The 17,639-nt window shown below is 65.1% G+C and carries 13 protein-coding genes; 3 read left to right on the top strand and 10 right to left on the bottom strand.

Annotation, left to right across the window (positions count from 1 at the left end):
• Positions 1-127: 127 nt before the first annotated feature.
• Together aptA and KHN96_RS19890 are read left to right on the top strand one after the other, a co-directional pair.
• Positions 128-1,465, top strand: a complete 1,338-nt coding sequence (aptA, locus tag KHN96_RS19885) for an omega-aminotransferase AptA (protein WP_062739563.1) — start codon at positions 128-130, stop codon at positions 1,463-1,465.
• A gap of 1 nt (position 1,466) precedes the next feature.
• Positions 1,467-2,990, top strand: a complete 1,524-nt coding sequence (locus KHN96_RS19890; protein WP_045220074.1) for a CoA-acylating methylmalonate-semialdehyde dehydrogenase — start codon at positions 1,467-1,469, stop codon at positions 2,988-2,990.
• A gap of 75 nt (positions 2,991-3,065) precedes the next feature.
• Here the strand turns inward: KHN96_RS19890 and KHN96_RS19895 are convergent, their stop codons facing one another.
• Positions 3,066-3,272: a cold-shock protein gene (locus KHN96_RS19895; RefSeq protein ID WP_045220075.1), complete on the bottom strand. Its 207-nt coding sequence runs from the start codon at positions 3,270-3,272 to the stop codon at positions 3,066-3,068.
• Between the two features lie 209 nt (positions 3,273-3,481).
• Positions 3,482-3,685: a cold-shock protein gene (locus KHN96_RS19900; protein WP_045220077.1), complete on the bottom strand. Its 204-nt coding sequence runs from the start codon at positions 3,683-3,685 to the stop codon at positions 3,482-3,484.
• A 331-nt stretch (positions 3,686-4,016) separates the two neighbouring features.
• Between KHN96_RS19900 and KHN96_RS19905 the strand changes: the two genes are divergently transcribed.
• Entirely contained in the window at positions 4,017-5,912 is a 1,896-nt protein-coding gene (locus KHN96_RS19905; RefSeq protein ID WP_062739562.1) for a potassium transporter Kup, read from the top strand.
• An 8-nt stretch (positions 5,913-5,920) separates the two neighbouring features.
• On the opposite strand, the gene fdhD is transcribed toward KHN96_RS19905, so the two are convergent.
• The 8 genes from fdhD to KHN96_RS19945 all read right to left on the bottom strand — a co-directional run bounded on the left by fdhD (position 5,921) and on the right by KHN96_RS19945 (position 17,458).
• Positions 5,921-6,736 carry a formate dehydrogenase accessory sulfurtransferase FdhD gene (gene fdhD / locus KHN96_RS19910; RefSeq protein ID WP_045220080.1) on the bottom strand — a complete coding sequence of 272 codons (816 nt, stop codon included), beginning with the start codon at positions 6,734-6,736 and terminating at the stop codon, positions 5,921-5,923.
• Positions 6,733-6,978: a hypothetical protein gene (locus KHN96_RS19915; RefSeq protein ID WP_045220082.1), complete on the bottom strand. Its 246-nt coding sequence runs from the start codon at positions 6,976-6,978 to the stop codon at positions 6,733-6,735. Before KHN96_RS19915 ends, fdhD begins: the two co-directional genes overlap by 4 nt.
• Complete coding sequence (locus KHN96_RS19920; RefSeq protein ID WP_062739561.1) at positions 6,978-9,317, bottom strand: FdhF/YdeP family oxidoreductase; 2,340 nt, start codon at positions 9,315-9,317, stop codon at positions 6,978-6,980. Before KHN96_RS19920 ends, KHN96_RS19915 begins: the two co-directional genes overlap by 1 nt.
• A 31-nt stretch (positions 9,318-9,348) precedes the next feature.
• Positions 9,349-11,004: an OFA family MFS transporter gene (locus KHN96_RS19925; RefSeq protein WP_045220085.1), complete on the bottom strand. Its 1,656-nt coding sequence runs from the start codon at positions 11,002-11,004 to the stop codon at positions 9,349-9,351.
• Positions 11,005-11,372: 368 nt separating this feature from the next.
• Complete coding sequence (locus KHN96_RS19930) at positions 11,373-11,873, bottom strand: Hpt domain-containing protein (RefSeq protein ID WP_238587602.1); 501 nt, start codon at positions 11,871-11,873, stop codon at positions 11,373-11,375.
• Positions 11,874-11,938: 65 nt separating this feature from the next.
• Complete coding sequence (locus KHN96_RS19935; RefSeq protein WP_062739560.1) at positions 11,939-15,034, bottom strand: efflux RND transporter permease subunit; 3,096 nt, start codon at positions 15,032-15,034, stop codon at positions 11,939-11,941.
• Between the two features lie 2 nt (positions 15,035-15,036).
• Positions 15,037-16,200, bottom strand: coding sequence for an efflux RND transporter periplasmic adaptor subunit (locus KHN96_RS19940; protein WP_045220089.1), 1,164 nt, complete (start codon positions 16,198-16,200; stop codon positions 15,037-15,039).
• A gap of 4 nt (positions 16,201-16,204) precedes the next feature.
• Positions 16,205-17,458, bottom strand: a complete 1,254-nt coding sequence (locus tag KHN96_RS19945) for a TolC family protein (protein ID WP_062739571.1) — start codon at positions 17,456-17,458, stop codon at positions 16,205-16,207.
• Between the last annotated feature and the right edge of the window lie 181 nt (positions 17,459-17,639).

Consider the following 17,639-nt stretch of genomic DNA (forward strand, 5'->3'; position numbering starts at 1 on the left):
GGACCTATACAGTTTCTTATAGATCCGTCATCTGTGCATGTCGGCGTGGCGCCCGACTCTGTACAGTTTGCGTCAACCGCTGGTTCGCCAGCTTGCGCCTTGTCGCTTCATTTTTCCGGAGACGCCGATGAAACCCGCACCGCACCCGCTGGAAACCACCGACCTGTCCTACTTCTGGATGCCGTTTACGGCCAACCGCCAGTACAAGGCCGCACCGCGCCTGCTGACTTCTGCCCAGGGCATGTACTACCGCGACGCCGGCGGCCGCGAGGTGCTCGATGGCACGGCGGGTCTGTGGTGCGTCAACGCTGGCCATGCGCGCAAGGAAATCGTCGACGCCATCGCCGCGCAGGCCAGCACGCTCGACTACGCGCCGACCTTCCAGATGGGCCACCCCCTGGCCTTCCGCGCGGCCGAGAAAGTGGCCGAGATCATGCCCGAGGGGCTCAACCGCATCTTCTTCGTCAACTCCGGTTCGGAAGCGGTGGATACGGCGCTCAAGATTGCGCTGGCCTACCACCGCGCGCGCGGTGAAGGCCAGCGCACGCGCCTGATCGGCCGTGAGCGCGGTTACCACGGCGTGGGCTTCGGCGGCATTTCGGTCGGCGGGATCTCGCCGAACCGCAAGGCGTTCTCGGCCAACCTGATCCCGGGCGTGGACCATCTGCCGCACACGCACGCGCCTGAGCACAACGCGTTCTCCAAGGGCCAGCCGGCGTGGGGGGAGCACTTGGCCGACGAGCTGGAGCGCATCGTCGCTCTGCATGATGCGTCGACCATCGCCGCCGTGATCGTCGAGCCGCTGGCGGGGTCCACCGGGGTGCTGGTGCCGCCCAAGGGCTATCTGCAGCGTCTGCGGGCGCTGTGCGACAAGCACGGCATCCTGCTGATCTTCGACGAGGTCATCACCGGCTTCGGGCGCCTGGGTGCGGCCACCGCGGCAGAGTTCTTTGGCGTGACGCCGGACTTGCTGACGATGGCCAAGGGCATCAACAACGCAGCGGTGCCGATGGGCGCCGTGGCCGTGCGCCAGTCGGTACATGACGCCGTGATTGACGCCGGTGCGCCGGGTGCGATCGAGTTGTTCCACGGCTACACGTATTCGGCGCACCCGCTGGCAGCGGCCGCAGCCGTCGCCGCGCTGGATCTGTATCGCAGCGAGGGCCTGTTCGAGCGTGCCCGCGCGTTATCGCCGGCCTTCGAGGCGGCGGCGCATTCGGTCAAGGGCGCGCCGCATGTGAAGGACATCCGCAACCTGGGGCTGGTGGCCGGCATCGAGCTCGAATCGCGTCCTGGCGCCGTGGGTGCGCGCGCCTACGAAGTCTTCCTGAAATGCCTGGAGCGTGGCGTGCTCGTGCGCTACACCGGCGACATCCTGGCGTTCTCGCCGCCGCTCATCATCGAAGAGGCGCAGATCGCGCGCATCTTCGACACCGTTCGTACCGTTCTGCAAGAGGTAGCCTGAAATGAACCGACCGATTGATCCTGCCGTGACGGAATCCGTCGTCAGCCATTACATCGGCGGACAACGCCATACCGGAAGCGGCAACCGTAGCGCCGATGTGTTCAACCCGGCCACCGGCGCCGTGAGCGCGCAGGTGCTGCTGGGCGGCAAGGCCGAGGTGGATGCCGCCGTGGCCGCCGCGCACGCCGCCGCGGCTGCCTGGGCCGAGACATCGCCGCTCAAGCGCGCACGCATCCTGTTCAAGTTCAAGGAGCTGCTGGATCAGAACCAGGACGCGCTGGCCGCCGCCATCACGCGCGAGCACGGCAAGGTGTTCTCCGACGCCAAGGGCGAAGTCACGCGCGGCATCGAAGTCGTGGAATTCGCCTGCGGCATCCCGAACCTGCTCAAGACGGAGTTCACCGACAACATCGGCGGCGGCATCGACAACTGGAACCTGCGCCAGCCGCTGGGCGTGGTGGCCGGCATCACGCCGTTCAACTTCCCGTTCATGGTGCCGATGTGGATGGCGCCCGTGGCGCTGGCGTGCGGCAACACGTTCATCCTGAAGCCCAGCGAGCGTGACCCCAGCCCGAGCCTGATGATTGCCGACCTGCTCAAGCAGGCTGGGCTGCCCGACGGCGTGTTCAACGTCGTGCAGGGTGGCAAGGACGCCGTCGACGCGCTGCTTGCGCACCCGGATGTGCAGGCACTGTCGTTCGTCGGCAGCACGCCCATCGCTGAGTACATCTATACGGAAGGCACCAGGCACGGCAAGCGCGTGCAGGCGCTGGGCGGCGCGAAGAACCACCTGGTCGTCATGCCCGATGCGGACCTCGACCAGGCCGTCGATGCGCTGATCGGCGCGGGCTATGGCTCTGCCGGCGAGCGCTGCATGGCCATCTCCGTGGCGGTGGCCGTGGGCGACGTGGCCGACAGGCTCGTGCCGCGCCTGGCCGAGCGCGCGAAGGCGCTCAAGATCGGCAACGGCATGGAAGCCGACAGCGAAATGGGGCCGCTCGTCACTGCCGCGCACAAGGCCAAGGTGGAAGGCTACATCGCCAAGGGCGTGGAAGAGGGCGCGACGCTGGTGGTGGACGGACGCGGCCACACGGTGCCCGGGCATGAACAGGGCTTCTTCACCGGCGGCACGCTGTTCGATCACGTCACGCCGGAGATGACGATCTACAAGGAAGAGATCTTCGGTCCGGTGCTGTCGGTGGTGCGCGTGCGCGATTTTGCCGAGGCCGTCGACCTCATCAACGCGCACGAATACGGCAACGGCGTGTCGTGCTTCACCAGCGACGGCGGCGTGGCGCGCGCGTTTGCACGGCAGATCCAGGTCGGCATGGTCGGCATCAACGTGCCGATTCCGGTGCCGATGGCGTGGCACAGCTTTGGCGGCTGGAAGCGATCCCTGTTTGGCGATCACCACGCCTATGGCGAAGAGGGCGTGCGTTTCTACACGCGCTACAAGAGCGTCATGCAGCGCTGGCCGGACTCGATCGGCAAGGGCGCGGAGTTCGTCATGCCGACGGCAAAGTAACGGAGGCGTCCGTTTTGAAGAAAGGGAGGCACTGCCTCCCTTTTTCTTTGCGCGATGCTGCGTGAAACCGGCACGTCATATCGGCCGGATATTGACCGCGATGGGCTCGCCATCCGGCCCGATCTCGATATCGAAACTCACACGCTGGCCCTCCTGCAATGTTGGCGAGCGTGAGAACCGGATTTCCGAATCCCGAATGAAACTCGGGGCAGCGTGCATTTCTGCAGCTGCCCCGGCGGGCGGATCATATTGAACGGCGTGATCTTCAATTCGGCTGGCCATTGCATTCTCCCGAGAGGGGTTTCGTCAAACCCGGGTGCCGCTGTTTAACGGCGGCAGCCCTTCGACCGCTGGATGGCAAACACGTACTGAACAACCCTTGCAACCTGATTCCTTGGGGCCTTCCGACCGGTACACACTCTGCCCGAAGAGTGCGCCCGTCCTGCAATCGTGATGACGATCTTGGCTCTGCCTGCGCCCCGGCCTTCGGATTAAGCCGCCTGGATATTCGAGGCTTGCTTGCCCTTCGGGCCTTGGGTGACTTCAAACGACACCTTTTGACCTTCCTTCAGGGTTTTGAAACCCTGCATGTTGATCGCGGAGAAATGAGCGAAAAGGTCCTCGCCGCCATCATCCGGGGTAATGAAGCCAAAACCCTTTGCGTCGTTGAACCACTTGACGGTACCAGTAGCCATGATCTTGAGTCGTGAAGTTGAGAAATCGATCGACTGCCGGCCAAAACCACACAGCAGGCAGACCCGGCCAAACCAGCCAAACGATCGTTTGCTGAATATATGCTTGGCGCGTCTCCCCGTCAAAGTGTGTTTTTTTGGAACGTTACGTTTTGCAAGGTAAGCATGGACGGTGCCAGCCTCGCCATCGGTGCAAACACTCGCGCAAAAACGAGCGTTTTCACCTAAGCTTCAGTGGCGTCTGCGGCACTCCACCGAGCCGGCGGGGGTTCAAGTGCCGCAGATGGCGCACGGAAATTGCGTGTGCTTCCGCCGTTCCAGTTGCAAGCCGCCCATGACGACAGCCGCCGCCAGTACAACCACAAAAAAACCCGCGTTGATGGCCACCATGATGGGTGCGATCGGCGTGGTGTTCGGGGACATCGGTACCAGCCCCCTGTATGCACTCAAGGAGTGCTTCAACCCCGAGCACGGGGTTCCGTTTTCTGACCAGACCGTCTACGGCATCCTCTCGATGCTGTTCTGGGCGATGACCCTGGTGGTCTCGATCAAATACGTCCTCTTCGTCATGCGCGCCGACAACAACGGCGAAGGCGGCATCCTCGCGCTGACGGCGCTGGCGATGCGCGCCAGCAGCGGCAGTGCGCGATTCACGCGCACCCTCATGCTGCTCGGCCTGCTGGGGGCCGCCATGTTCTACGGCGACGCCGTCATCACGCCGGCCATTTCGGTGCTCTCGGCCATCGAGGGCATGGAAATCATGGCGCCCGCACTACAGGCGTGGGTGCTGCCGCTGGCGCTCGTCGTGCTGATCGGCCTGTTCCTGCTGCAGAAGCACGGCACGCATGTGGTCGGGCGGCTGTTCGGTCCGATCATGCTGCTGTGGTTCGTGCTGCTCGGGCTGCTCGGGTTGATCTCCGTCGTGCAGTCTCCGCAGATCCTGGTGGCGCTCAATCCGCTCTATGCCATCGAATTCGGATTCCGGCACACCATGCAGGCGTTCGTCGTGTTCGGGTCGGTGTTCCTGGCGCTGACCGGCGCGGAGGCGCTTTATGCCGACATGGGCCACTTCGGCGCGCGCCCCATCCGGTATGCGTGGTTCTACATCGCGATGCCGTGCCTGCTGCTGAATTACTTCGGGCAGGGCGCCATGCTGCTGCGCGAGCCGAGCGCCGTGCAGAACCCGTTCTTCCTGTTGATGCCGGGCTGGGCCGTGGGGCCCATGGTGGTGTTGGCCACGGCGGCCACCGTCATTGCTTCGCAAGCGGTCATTTCCGGGGCATTTTCGATGACGGCGCAGGCCGTGCATCTTGGCTACGCACCGCGCATGAAGATCCTCTACACGTCTGACGTGGAAATCGGCCAGATCTATGTGCCGGTGGTCAATTACGTGGTGCTGGTTCTGGTGGTGGCGGTCGTGCTGGCCTTCGGCAAGTCCGATAACCTGGCCGCCGCATACGGCATTGCCGTCACGACGACCATGGTGCTGACCACGGGCCTGGTGACGGTCGTCATGCGCAATGCCTGGAAGTGGAGCCTTCCGGTGGTGGCCGGCCTCGGCGCGGTGTTCCTCGCGGTGGACCTGTCGTTCTTCAGCGCGAACCTGCTCAAGATTGCAGCCGGCGGGTGGTTCCCGCTGCTGCTGGGCGGCCTGATCTTCTTCCTGATGGTGACGTGGCATACCGGCACGCAGTTGCTGAAGGCACGCAACGTGGAAGGCGGCATTCCGCTCGAGCCGTTCATGGAAGGCCTGCTGCGCCATCCGCCGCACCGGGTGGATGGCACGGCCGTCTATCTGACGCCGAGCATGGATTTCGTGCCGCTGGCGCTGCTGCACAACCTCAAGCACAACCACGTGCTGCACGAGCGCGTGCTGTTCATCCACTTCCGCACGCTCGCCGTGCCCTACGTGCAGCCGGCCAAGCGCCTCTCGATCAAGACGATCGGCGACAACATCTACGCGGCGGTGGCGGACTTCGGCTTCAAGGAAACCCCGGCAGTGGACGAGATCGTCAAGAACGTCGGCGAGCGCCTGGGCGTGGTCTTTGAAGATATGGAGACGTCGTTCTTCATCACGCGCGCCACGGTGGTGCCATCGCCGTTGCCCGGCATGGCGATGTGGCGCGAGGCGCTGTTTGCGTGGATGCAGCACAACAGCGCCAAGCCGTCGGATTTCTTCCGCATTCCTGCCAACCGGCTGGTGGAGCTGGGGAGCAAGGTGGAGATCTAGCGGCGCCTTCAGGCAAACCGCGTCACGCTATCCCCACGGCAGAACGCCAGCAACGCCAACTGCCCGGCCTGGGCGTGGCGGATCGCCAGCGAAGACGGCGCGGAGATCGTCGCCAGCAGTGGCACCTGCAGCTGCACGCACTTGCGTGCCAGCTCGTAGCTTGCACGACTGGTCATGACGATGAATCCGTCTGCCGGGCGGATGCCGAGTCGCGCCAGCCGGCCGATCAGCTTGTCGAGCGCGTTGTGGCGCCCCACGTCTTCCAGCACATGCAGCGGTGTGTTGCCGTCCGCAGACACCCAGCCGGCGGCATGCAAGCCACCGGTGAGGGCGTTGGCCGGCTGATGTGCCGTCATCGCATGCATGGCGTCCAGCACCTGCGCGTCGGCAAGAGACGCCAGCCATGCGGGTGGCGTCAGCGGCGCCGGTGCGTCTTCAAAGGTTTGCAGGCTTTCAATGCCGCACAGGCCGCAGCCCGTGGGGCCCGCCAGGGCTCGGCGGCGCGCCTTCAGCCGCACGAAGCAGTGCGAGGCGATTTCCGCGTGCACCTCCAGCCCGTGCGGGTGCGTTTCCACATCGGCTCCACGCCAGTCGGCACGGCTGTCGATGATGCCTTCCGAGAGCGCAAAGCCGAGTGCAAAGTCCTCCAGGTCTGTCGGCGACGCCATCATCACGGCGTGCGTGATGCCGTTGAAGACGAGCGCGACCGGGGCTTCATCGGCGACGGGGGTGGTGGCGGCTTCGTGCGTGCCGGCGCGCGTGCGGCGCGTTGCGGTAGTGGAAACGACGGGCAAGCCCGCGGGGTGACGGAGGAGGGCGGTCATTCGGTCAAATCAGGCAGCGCGCGGCCCGCGTCAAGCAACACGATGAGCCAGCGCGTGTCGTCCATGGCGACGCGCAGCAGGCCCGCATCGGCCAGCGGATGCAGCGCGCGCAGCACCGTGCTGGCGCGCTCGCCCACGCGCTTGGTCAACCACGGAAGCGACACCGGCTTGCCGGCATCGGTTTCGCGCAATGCGGCCAACAGTGCCAGCTGCAGCGCAGACCACGCGGCCGTCGTTGGCATCAGGCCTGGGCCGTGGAGGCTGCCTGCGTGCCCGTGCTGCGTTCAGCCTGGCTTGGCACGAGCATCACCGGAATCGATTTCGACGTCGGCGTGCGCGCGTGGTCGGCCACGGACGACAGCGGCACCAGCGGATTGGTCTCCGGATAATACGCCGCCAGGCACCCGCGCGGAATGTCATACGCCACGAGGCGGAAGCCATCGGCGCGGCGCGTGGTGCCGTCTTCGGACAGCGTCACCATGTCGACCCACTCGCCGTCTTTCATGCGGATCGTGCGCAGGTCTTCCTTGTTGATGAAGACGACGCGGCGCTGGCCGAACACGCCGCGGTAGCGGTCGTCCATGCCGTAGATGGTGGTGTTGTACTGATCGTGCGAGCGCACCGTGGCCAGCGTAAAGACGGTCGCATCCGCATGGCGCTCGCGCGCGCGGTGCACCGGCGTATCGGTCGGGATCGCGTGCGCATGGAATTCCGCCTTGCCCGACGGCGTGTTCCAGACACGCTCCGATGCCGTGTTGCGCAGGCGGAAGCCGCCGGGCACGCGAATCTTCTCGTTGAATCCGGCAAAATCGTCGAACACCGCTTCGATGCGGTCGCGAATGCGGTCGTAGTCTTCCACCAGCCAGCGCCATGGGATGGGGCTGTCGGGCAGCGTGGCCTCGGCCAGCCGCGCCACGATGGCCGGTTCCGACAGCAGGTGCGGCGACGCCGGCGGATTGATGCCCGCCGACATGTGCACCATGCTCATCGAATCTTCCACCGTCACGCCTTGCGTGCCGCCGGCCTGTTGGTCGACTTCGGTGCGGCCCAGGCACGGCAGGATCAGTGCGGCCTTGCCGTGCACGATGTGGCTGCGGTTGAGCTTGGTGGTCACGTGCACGGTGAGGTCGCACTGGCGCAGGCCGGCCCACGTGGCAGCGGTGTCCGGCGTGGCCGCCGCGAAGTTGCCGCCCATGGCGAAGAACACGCGCGCCTTTCCACTGCGCATCGCCTCGATCGCGCCGACGGTGTCGTAACCGTGCTCGCGCGGCACCTGAATGCCGAACACTCTCTCGAGCCGATCGAGAAACGCAGGCGCGGGCTTCTCATAAATGCCCATCGTCCGATCGCCCTGCACGTTGCTGTGGCCGCGCACGGGGCACGCGCCGGCGCCTGGGCGGCCAATGTTGCCGCGCAGGAGCAGCAGGTTGACGATCATCTGGATCGTCGCGACCGAATGCTTGTGTTGCGTGATCCCCATGCCCCAGCACGCGATGACGCTGCCGGCCTTGATGTACGTATCGCCGGCCTGGCGGATTTCGTGTTCTGGCAAGCCCGATTCGGCTTCGATCGTTGCCCACGATTCGGCACGCACGTCAGCGGCAAAGGCGTCATAGCCACCGGTGTGCTGGGCGATGAAGGCGTGGTCGATGATGGCCGGCTCACCGCGGCTGCGGGCCACGTCATCGCGCTCGATCACGTGTTTGATGATGCCCTTGACCGTTGCCAGGTCGCCGCCGATGCGCACCTGGTGGTATTCGGTGCTGATGCGCGTGGAGCCGAGCGTCAGCATCTCGATCTTGCTTTGCGGATCGGCAAAACGCTCCAGCCCGCGCTCGCGCAACGGGTTGAAGGACACGATGCTCGCGCCGCGCTTCGATGCCTCACGCAATTCGCCCAGCATGCGCGGGTGGTTCGTCCCCGGGTTCTGCCCGAAGATGAAGATCGCGTCGGCCTTGGTGAAATCGTCGAGCGTGACGGTGCCCTTGCCGACGCCGATGCTGCTCCGCATGCCCGTGCCGGAGGGCTCGTGGCACATGTTGGAGCAGTCGGGGAAATTGTTCGTGCCATACGCGCGCACGAACAACTGATAGAGGAAGGCCGCCTCATTGCTGGTGCGGCCGGAGGTGTAGAAGATCGCCTGGTTCGGATCGGGCAGCGCGCGCAGGTGCTGCGCGATGAGCGCGAAGGCGGCGTCCCATTCGATCGGCACGTACTTGTCGCTGGCCGCTTCGTAGACCATCGGGTGCGTGAGGCGCCCTTGATCTTCCAGCGCGTAGTCCGACCACTCGGCGAGTTCGCGCACGGTGTGCTGTGCGAAGAACTCCGGCGTGGTGCGGCGGGACGTCGCTTCTGCAGCCACGGCTTTGACGCCGTTTTCGCAGAACTCGAAGGTGGATGCGTGGTCGCGGTCCGGCCAGGCGCAGCCGGGGCAGTCGAAGCCGTCAGGCTGGTTGGCCGACAGCATGGTCTTGGCGCCCTTGGCCGCGATGCCTTGCGACAGCAATTGATGCGCAACGCTTTTAAGCGCGCCCCAGCCGCCGGCCGGGTGACGGTAAAACTCGATCTTCTGGTGCTTCATGGGTGGCGGGGCGGCGACTTTAAATCACGTATTAGGAGAACAGAACGGCAGCTTTTTGGAGTGTAATCCAAACCCCCCAGCCCAACGGCAGCCCCACGGCGGCCCAGGCCAGCACCACGGCCACGGCCGAACCCGGATGCGCCTTCCATTCCAGCGACGTTTCCGGCGCAGCCACCGACGGCGTCGGGCTCTTGCTTGCCGCAGCGTGACGCTGCTCGTCGAGTTGCGCTTCGGTCATGAAGTGCTTCGCGTTGACGGGGCGCACCAGCAGGTTGCAGATGAAGCCGAGGATCAGCAGGCCGGCCAGGATCATCATCGTGATGTCGTACACGGCTGCGCGTTCCACGCCATGGGCGATCTGGTATTCGCGCAGGTAGTTCACCAGCACGGGGCCCAGGATGCCGGCCGTCGACCACGCCGTGAGCAGGCGGCCGTGGATGGCGCCCACCATCTGCGTGCCGAACATGTCGGCCAGATAGGCCGGCACGGTCGCAAAACCGCCGCCGTACATCGACAGGATCACGCAGAAGGCCAGTGCGAACAGCGCGATATTGCCGGTGTGCGAGGTCCACGGAATCGATGCGTACAGCACGAAGCCGAGCACGAAGAAGACCGCGTACGTCATCTTGCGGCCCAGGCGATCCGACAGCGATGCCCAGAAGAAACGGCCGCCAATGTTGAACAGACTCAGCAGACCCGTGAAGCCCGCGGCGATGGCTGCGATCTGGCCTTTTTGCGCGGCTGTCAGGTCCATGAACGACGTCGTTACGCCCAGCAGCTTTCCACCGAAGACTTCCTGCAGCAGCGGCGAGGCCATGCCCAGCACGCCAATACCGGCCGATACGTTCAGGCACAGCACGGCCCAGATCAGCCAGAACTGCGGCGTCTTCAGGGCTTCATTTGCGTGGACGTGGCGTTGCGTGACCATCGTGTCCTTCGCCTTGGCGGGCGAGGGCGTCCAGCCGGCCGGCTTCCAGCCCGTGGGCGGTACACGGTAACCGAGCGCGCCGGCCATCATGAAGACGAAGTAGATGCCGGCCAGCACGATAAACGTTTGCGACACACCCACAGATTCTGGCGTCGCAAACAGCTTCATCAGGCGGTCAGCCAGCGGGGCGCCGATCATTGCGCCGCCACCGAAGCCCATGATGGCCATGCCGGTCGCCATGCCGCGCTTGTCCGGGAACCACTTGATGAGCGTCGACACGGGCGAGATGTAGCCCAGCCCCAGGCCGATGCCGCCGATCACACCCGAGCCCACCCACAGCAGCCACAGCTGGTGCATCTGGATGCCGAGCGCGGAAATCAACAGCCCGCCGCACCAGCACACGGCCGAGACGACGCCGGCCTTGCGCGGGCCAACGCGCTCGAGCCAGCCGCCCCACATGGCAGCGGATGCGCCCAGGAACACGAAGAACAGCGTAAACATCCAGCCAAGGCTGGAGACGCGCCAGTCGCAGGTGGTGGTGAACAGCTCGGCGATCAGCGAGACGTCGGCGCCACAGGTGAGCGGCTTGGTGATGCCCAGCGCGCGGCCAAGCGGCAGCCAGAAGACGGAGAAACCGTAGGCCATGCCGATGCACAAATGGATGGCCAGCGCGGCAGGCGGAACCAGCCAGCGGTTGAAGCCAACCGCGGCGACGGTGCGCTCGCGTGAAAAAAATGGATGCAGGACTGCTTCGGACATCGAATCCCCCCGGATAAGTTGAGTGCCCGTGTTGTGACGTAATGCGGTAGACGGCCGCACAGGTCGTAGCCGGTACGTACCCGCCGGTTGCAGAGGCACTGCGCCGACGTTGCCCGCGACAATAGAGGTGCGGCGTGCTTTACATCAATAGCTGATGTTGCCCGTTGTATTGCGGATCACGCAACGCACAGCCGAATTGTGTCTTTTATGCGACCGGGAACATAAATGATGCCGCGCGTCGCCGCCGTTGCGGCAGGCCCGCTCCGGAATAACGTTGACGAGGCGGGGAGGCGCAGCGCTGCGCAAAGGGCAGGCCAGTACTTCGGAGAGTGCCGTGGGGGGGGCGGATGCAACGACGCGGGTACCGGTCACGCACCCGCGACCGGCGCATCGGGCCACACACAGTCGCGGGCCGCTTGGCGGAACTGGTCTACCAGGCCGCGCAACGCGGCGAGGCCGGTGCGCATGGCCGCTGTGCGTTCGTGATGCGGCCCGACGCCTTGCGCCGCGCGCTCGATGGCGCGTGCCGCATCGCCGATGGACAGATGCCCCAGCATGCGCGCGGAGCCGACGATGCGGTGCGCCGCCTCGATGATGTGGGCGTCTTCACCGCCGCGGATGGCCTTCTCGAGATTGCAGAGGTCCTGTTCGACCGTGTCCGAGAACAAATCGATGATGAAGCGCCATTGCTGCAAGTCGTTGCCGAACAGTTCGGTGAGGGCGGCGATCACTTGCGCGGGGAGTCTGGCGGCGATGTCGGCAGGCGTGGAGGCTGTGGGTTGCATGGTGGCGTAGAGGCGATCAGGGCATACGCACTGTGCCCGCCGAGCCTGCATGCAGCCATCGGAATAATCCGATTCAGCCGGCACCGGAAACAAATCGGGCGCACCGTCGGCAGCCGGCGCGCCCGCTTGTGTTGATTACCGCCGTCGCATCAGGGCAGCATGGCCGCCGTCGGTGTCACGTCGGGCTCGCGCGGGGGCGTACCGCGATGGCGGTGCGCCCACGTGAACACCACCGGCAGAACCAGCAGTGTCAGGATCGTCGTCGTCACCATGCCACCGACGATCACCAGCGCCAGCGGACGCTGCGCCTCCGAACCGATGCTGTGCGACAGCGCCGCGGGCAGCAGGCCCAGGCCGGCCAGCATGGCCGTCATGATCACGGGCCGCAAGCGCAGCGCAGCGCCTTCCACCGTGGCTTCGCGCAGGTTTTCGGATTGCGCCAGGCGGTTGACGTACGAGATCAGGATCACGCCGTCCTGGATCGCAATGCCGAACAGCGACAGAAAGCCGATGCCGGCCGAAATCGACAGCGTCTCGTGGGCGATGTGCAGCGCCAGCAGCCCGCCGATGGCGGCAAACGGCACGTTCAGCACTACCATCAGCGCGTCCTTGAAGTTGCCGAAGGTGCTGTACAGCAGCAGGAAGATGACGAGGATGGTCAGCGGCACGATCACCATCAGCTTGCCCTGCGCGACCTTCATCTCGTTGAACTGGCCGTCCCACTTGACGGTGTAGCCCTCGGGCAGGGCGACGTTGCTGCCGACCACGCGTTGCGCCTCATCGACCGCGCTGCCCAGGTCACGCCCGCGCACGCCAAACTTGATGGCGATGTAGCGCTTACCGAGTTCGCGGTAAATGAAGAACGGGCCGTCGGTCATTTCCACCTTCGCGACCATCGACAGCGGGATGCGCTGGCCGTCCGGCGTGTCGATCAGCAGTTCGCGGATGGCGTCGTACGATGCGCGGGCCTGCTGGTTCAGGCGCACCGCGAGCCCGAACGATTTCTCGCCTTCCAGGATCTGCGTGACCGGCGCGCCGCCGATGGCGTACTGCACGAGGCTCTGTACATCGCTCACGTTGATGTTGAAGCGCGCCGCCGCCTGGCGGTCGATGGACACGTTCAGCGTCGGCTGGCCAAGCTCGCGGAAGATGCCCACGTCCACGAGGCCCGGCACTTTCTTGAGCTGCGCCTGGATCTCGTTGGCCTTGGCTTCGAGCACGTTGAGGTCGTTGCCGAACAGCTTGACGGAGTTCTCGCCCTTCACGCCGGAGAGCGCCTCGTCCACGTTGTCCTGGATGTACTGCGAGAAGTTGTATTCGATGCCCGGGATCTTCTCCAGATGCTTTGACAGGCGCTCGACGAGCTTGCCCTTGGTCATGCCGTCGGGCCACTTGTCGGGCGCGGCAAAGTACAGGCCGTACTCCTGGTTGAATACGCCCGTGGAATCGGTGCCGTCATCCGGGCGGCCGATCTGCACGGAGACCTGCCTGATTTCCGGCTGCTTGACGAAGTACGCGCGCAGATCATTCGCAACCGAAGCCGAGTAATCCAGGTCCACCGTATTGGGCAGCGTGATGCGCAGCCACAGGTTGTTCTCTTCCAGCGTGGGCAGGAACTCCGTGCCGAGGAAGGTGGCGCTGTACAGCGTGAGCAGAAGCGCCGCGATAGCCGTGGCGAACACCGCCATCGGCCGTGCGATCAGCTTGCGCAGCAGCGGCTTGTACCAGCGCAGGATCGCCGTGATGAACGCGGGCGAATGCGGATGCAGCGTCTTTCCGAAGACGAACGACGTGGTAGCCGGCACGAACGTCAGGCTCAGCACGATGGAGGCCATCAGCGCAAAACCCATCGTGAACGCCATCGGCTTGAAGATGATGCCCTCCACCCCGCCGATGAAGAACAGCGGCGAGTACGCCACGATGATGATGCCCGTTGAGAAGATCATCGCGCGCTGGACTTCGCTGGTGGCCTTGACGATGGCGTCGTCCAGTTTCTGGGCGCCTTCCTCGAGGTGACGCATGATGTTTTCCATCACGATCACGGCCGCGTCGACGATCACGCCAAAGTCGATCGCCCCGAGCGAGATCAGGTTGGCCGGCACATGGAAGTGTTCCATGCTGATGAACGACACGCACAGCGCCAGCGGAATCACCGCGGCCACCACGGCCGCCGCACGCAGGTTGCCGAGGAAGACGAACAGCACCGCCAGCACCAGCGCAATGCCCACCACCAGCGTGTGTTCCACCGTACCCATGGTGATGTCGAGCAGCACCTGGCGGTCGTAGAACGGCTTGACCTGGATGCCCTTCGGCAGGATGCCGTTGTTGAGCTCGGCCACCTTTTCGCGCACCTTAGCCAGTACCTCGCTGGCATTGGCGTCGCGCTTGAGCAGCACGATGCCTTCCACCACGTCGGGCTGGTCGTTGTATTGCACCTGGCCCAGGCGCTGCACGTTACCGACCTCCACATCTGCGATATCACGCACGCGCACCGGCACGCCGTTGTTGGCGGCCACCACCACGTTGCGGATGTCGTCCACCGTCTGCAGCAGGCCGACGCCGCGCACGACGAACTGCTGCTCGCCGTCGCGCAGCAGGTTTCCGCCGGTGTTGTTGTTGGCATTGCCGATGGCGGTGATGAGCTGCGACAGCGTGATGGCGTACGACTGCAGCTTCGCCGGCGACGGCACGATGTGATACTCCTTCACCTTGCCGCCGAAGGAGCTCACATCTGCGACGCCCTGTACGTGCTTGAGCTCCTTGGTGATGTCGTAGTCCTGGTAGCTCTTGAGCGTAGTGAGGTCCACGCCGTCGCCCACGAGGCGAAAGCGCATGATCTCGCCGGTCGCGTCCGAGTCGGGGCTCAGCGACGGCTGTACGCCGGTCGGCAGGTTGGCGCTGGCCAGGTACTGCGAAAAGTTCTGTCGCGCCTTGAAGCTGTCGGTGCCTTCCTTGAACTTGAGCGTCACCACCGACAGTCCGAACAGCGACACCGAGCGGAACGACTGCACATCGGGCACACCAGCCAGCGCATTCTCGATCGGGATGGTGATCTGCTGTTCAACTTCCGTCGTGCTGCGGCCCGGCCATTGCGTGATGGCCTGCACCGACAGCGGCGCCACGCCCGGATACGCCTGCAGCGGCAACTCGCGAAATGACAGCACGCCCGCCACCAGCAGCGCGATCGCCAGGAAGACGATCAGCAGCCGGCGCTTGAGGATGCCCGCGATGGGGTTGAAGCCCATGCCTACGCCCCCGCCTTGACGATCATCTCGTTGAGCAGCGCGGCGCCGCGCACGACCACCTGCGATGAGGCATCCAGCCCCGCCGTGACCGCAAAGTTGCCGTCGGTACCGGTGTCCTTGCCCTGTACCTGGACGCGCTTGAAGTGCCTGGCGTCGCTCTGCACGATCACGTAGTAGCTGCCGTGGTCTTTCACCAACGCCGATTTGGGCACCACCGTGGCCAGGCCGCTGCCGGTCTGGATGCGCGCCGTGGCGTACATCTCGGGGCGCAGCAGGCCGTCGGGGTTAGGCACGTCGCAGCGCACCGTGAGCGTGTGCGTGGCCGGATCGATGTTGGGCGCGATAAAGCTCACCCGGCCCGTGAACTCGCGCTGCGGATAGGCGGCGGTGTGCAGCGAGATCGGCTGCCCGATGCGCACGCTGGCAATGTCGTTCTCGTACACATTGCCGGTGAACCAGAGCACACGCGTATCAACGATGCTCATGAACGAATCGCCGACGTTCAGGAAGGCGCCCGGGTCCATGTTGCGCTTGACGATGGTGCCCGAGATGGGCGCGCGCAGCGTCAGGTGCTCGGCCGGTGCGCCGCGCCGGGCGATCTGCGCGACTTCCGCGTCGTTCAGGCCCAGCACGTGCAGGCGGTTCGCGGCGGACTGCGCCGTCATGTCGGCGTCGTCCTGCAATTCCTTCATGTTCGAGCTTTTGAGCTGGCGCGCGGTATTCAGTGCGAGCAGGTATTCCTTCTGCGCAGAGACGAAGTCCGGCGCGTACAGCTCGGCAATCGGCTGGCCCTCGCGCACCTGCGCCCCTTCGAACTGCAGGATCTGGTCAAGCCGGCCGGCCACGCGAGCCGAGGCCAGCTTCGTGCGCTCGGCGTTGTAGGCCAGCTTGCCCGGCGTCGACAGCTCCACCGGCACCGCCAGCTGGCTGACCTGCGCCACCTTCACCTGCTGCGGGTCAAAACCGCCTTCGGGGATCTCGACCGAGTCGGGTTTCGGGCGCGCGGGCGCGTTGCTCGCCAGCGTGGAGCCGGCGCCCAGGGTCGGCCTCGTCGTGTCAGCGGGGGCAGCGGCCGGCCACTTGCGCCCGACCACCACGCCCACGGCAACGGCAGCCGCAAGGGCGATCACTGAAACGACAGTGGCGAGGGGAGAGAACGTCTTCATGGTCTTATTGAGCTTGAACGGGCGATCGGCCCGTGGCCGCGAGCAGCGCGTGATAGGCCTGCAGGGCCGTGGCCTGGGCCTGGGCGACCGCCAGCTCGGCGTTGCGCAGCGCGCCCTGGGCGGTGAGCAGATCGTTGAAGTCGGCGTTGTTGCTGGCGTAGTTCGTCATCGTCACGCGATACGCCGCCAGCGCCTGGGGCAATTGCCGCTGCTTGTTGAAGTCGAGCTGTGCAAGCGTCTGGCGCAGCGTGTTGTAGGCCGTATCGACCGCGAGCAGCGTCTGCTGGCGCACCGACACATCGTTAGCCTCGGTGGCAATCTGGCTCTCCACCGCCTGGTTCACGCCGTACTTCTCTTTGGTGAAAAACCAGAACGGGATGATCACGTCCAGCTCGATCTGGTAGCTGTTCGGGCGCACGCCGTAGGGCGGGTTGTCGGTGGTGACGGTGGCGATGACCTGGAAGTCGGGCAGGTAGGCCTTGCGCGCCAGCGTCACGCTCTTGCGCGCGGCGTCCATCAACTCGGCCGATGCCTTGATCGACGGATGCTCGCGCAGCGCCTGGTTCTCCAGCTCGGGCAGCGGCACTTCGGGCAGGTGCACGGATTCGTCGTCGGCGCGCAGCACGAGCGGAAAGCTCGGCTCCTTGCCGATCAGCGTGTTGAGCGTCTGCAGCGTGCTGTCGTACTGGCGCTGCGCCGCGAACAGGTCATTCTGGGCGCTGCTCTGCATCACCTGCGCGTTGAGGTAATCGGCGTACGCCGCGGCGTTGTTGGCGTAGCGCACCCGCGCGATCTGCTTGACCTGCTCCAGGCGGGTGATGGTCAGCTTCTGCACATCGATCTGCTTCTGCAGCGCGATCGCCTGGTAATACGTGGTCGAGAGCTGCGCATACAGCTGCAGGTACAGTGCATCGGATTGCGCGTTCAGCGATTCCGCCTGGCGGTCGGCGATCTCGGCGGCCAGCGCCTTCTTGCCCGGAAATGGAATCTGCTGCGTGAGGTTGTACTGGCTGCCGCCCGCGCGGTTGACGGCCAGCGGGAAGCCCTTCGGGATGCTGTTCCAGATGTAGCCGAGCTGCGGGTTGTTCGGCGCCGCCAGTTGCGGCGGGATCGACTTGGCCGACAGGTAGTTGTGGCGCGCCTGGATGAGCTGCGGATTGTTGCTCTTGAGTTCCTGCAGCAGCTCAACGAGGTTGAAGCCCGGGCCCGTCACGCCGGGCACGGATGGCTTGATCGGCGGCATGGCCGCCACCGGCAGGCTGGCTGCCGCGGGTGCCGGCGCAGCGCCCCATGCAGCGGCAAGTGGCAGGCACGCCGCCGCGCACAGCACGGCCTTTACCAGCGGATGGAACGCAACCCGATGTTTCACTGCAACTGACTCCCCTTGTAACGGGAGCGTTTTTACTGGCGCGATCTTTCAAGCGCCTTTCACGACTCAG

It is taken from the genome of Ralstonia mannitolilytica (assembly GCF_905397375.1).
Lineage (GTDB): Bacteria > Pseudomonadota > Gammaproteobacteria > Burkholderiales > Burkholderiaceae > Ralstonia > Ralstonia mannitolilytica.

What these genes read in the sequence shown, in the direction of transcription:
- aptA (WP_062739563.1), top strand. Translation starts at nt 128, where the DNA reads ATGAAACCCGCACCGCACCCGCTGGAAACCACCGACCTGTCCTACTTC.
- KHN96_RS19890 (WP_045220074.1), top strand. Translation starts at nt 1,467, where the DNA reads ATGAACCGACCGATTGATCCTGCCGTGACGGAATCCGTCGTCAGCCAT.
- KHN96_RS19895 (WP_045220075.1), bottom strand. Translation starts at nt 3,272, where the DNA reads ATGGCCAGCCGAATTGAAGATCACGCCGTTCAATATGATCCGCCCGCC.
- KHN96_RS19900 (WP_045220077.1), bottom strand. Translation starts at nt 3,685, where the DNA reads ATGGCTACTGGTACCGTCAAGTGGTTCAACGACGCAAAGGGTTTTGGC.
- KHN96_RS19905 (WP_062739562.1), top strand. Translation starts at nt 4,017, where the DNA reads ATGACGACAGCCGCCGCCAGTACAACCACAAAAAAACCCGCGTTGATG.
- fdhD (WP_045220080.1), bottom strand. Translation starts at nt 6,736, where the DNA reads ATGACCGCCCTCCTCCGTCACCCCGCGGGCTTGCCCGTCGTTTCCACT.
- KHN96_RS19915 (WP_045220082.1), bottom strand. Translation starts at nt 6,978, where the DNA reads ATGCCAACGACGGCCGCGTGGTCTGCGCTGCAGCTGGCACTGTTGGCC.
- KHN96_RS19920 (WP_062739561.1), bottom strand. Translation starts at nt 9,317, where the DNA reads ATGAAGCACCAGAAGATCGAGTTTTACCGTCACCCGGCCGGCGGCTGG.
- KHN96_RS19925 (WP_045220085.1), bottom strand. Translation starts at nt 11,004, where the DNA reads ATGTCCGAAGCAGTCCTGCATCCATTTTTTTCACGCGAGCGCACCGTC.
- KHN96_RS19935 (WP_062739560.1), bottom strand. Translation starts at nt 15,034, where the DNA reads ATGGGCTTCAACCCCATCGCGGGCATCCTCAAGCGCCGGCTGCTGATC.
- KHN96_RS19940 (WP_045220089.1), bottom strand. Translation starts at nt 16,200, where the DNA reads ATGAAGACGTTCTCTCCCCTCGCCACTGTCGTTTCAGTGATCGCCCTT.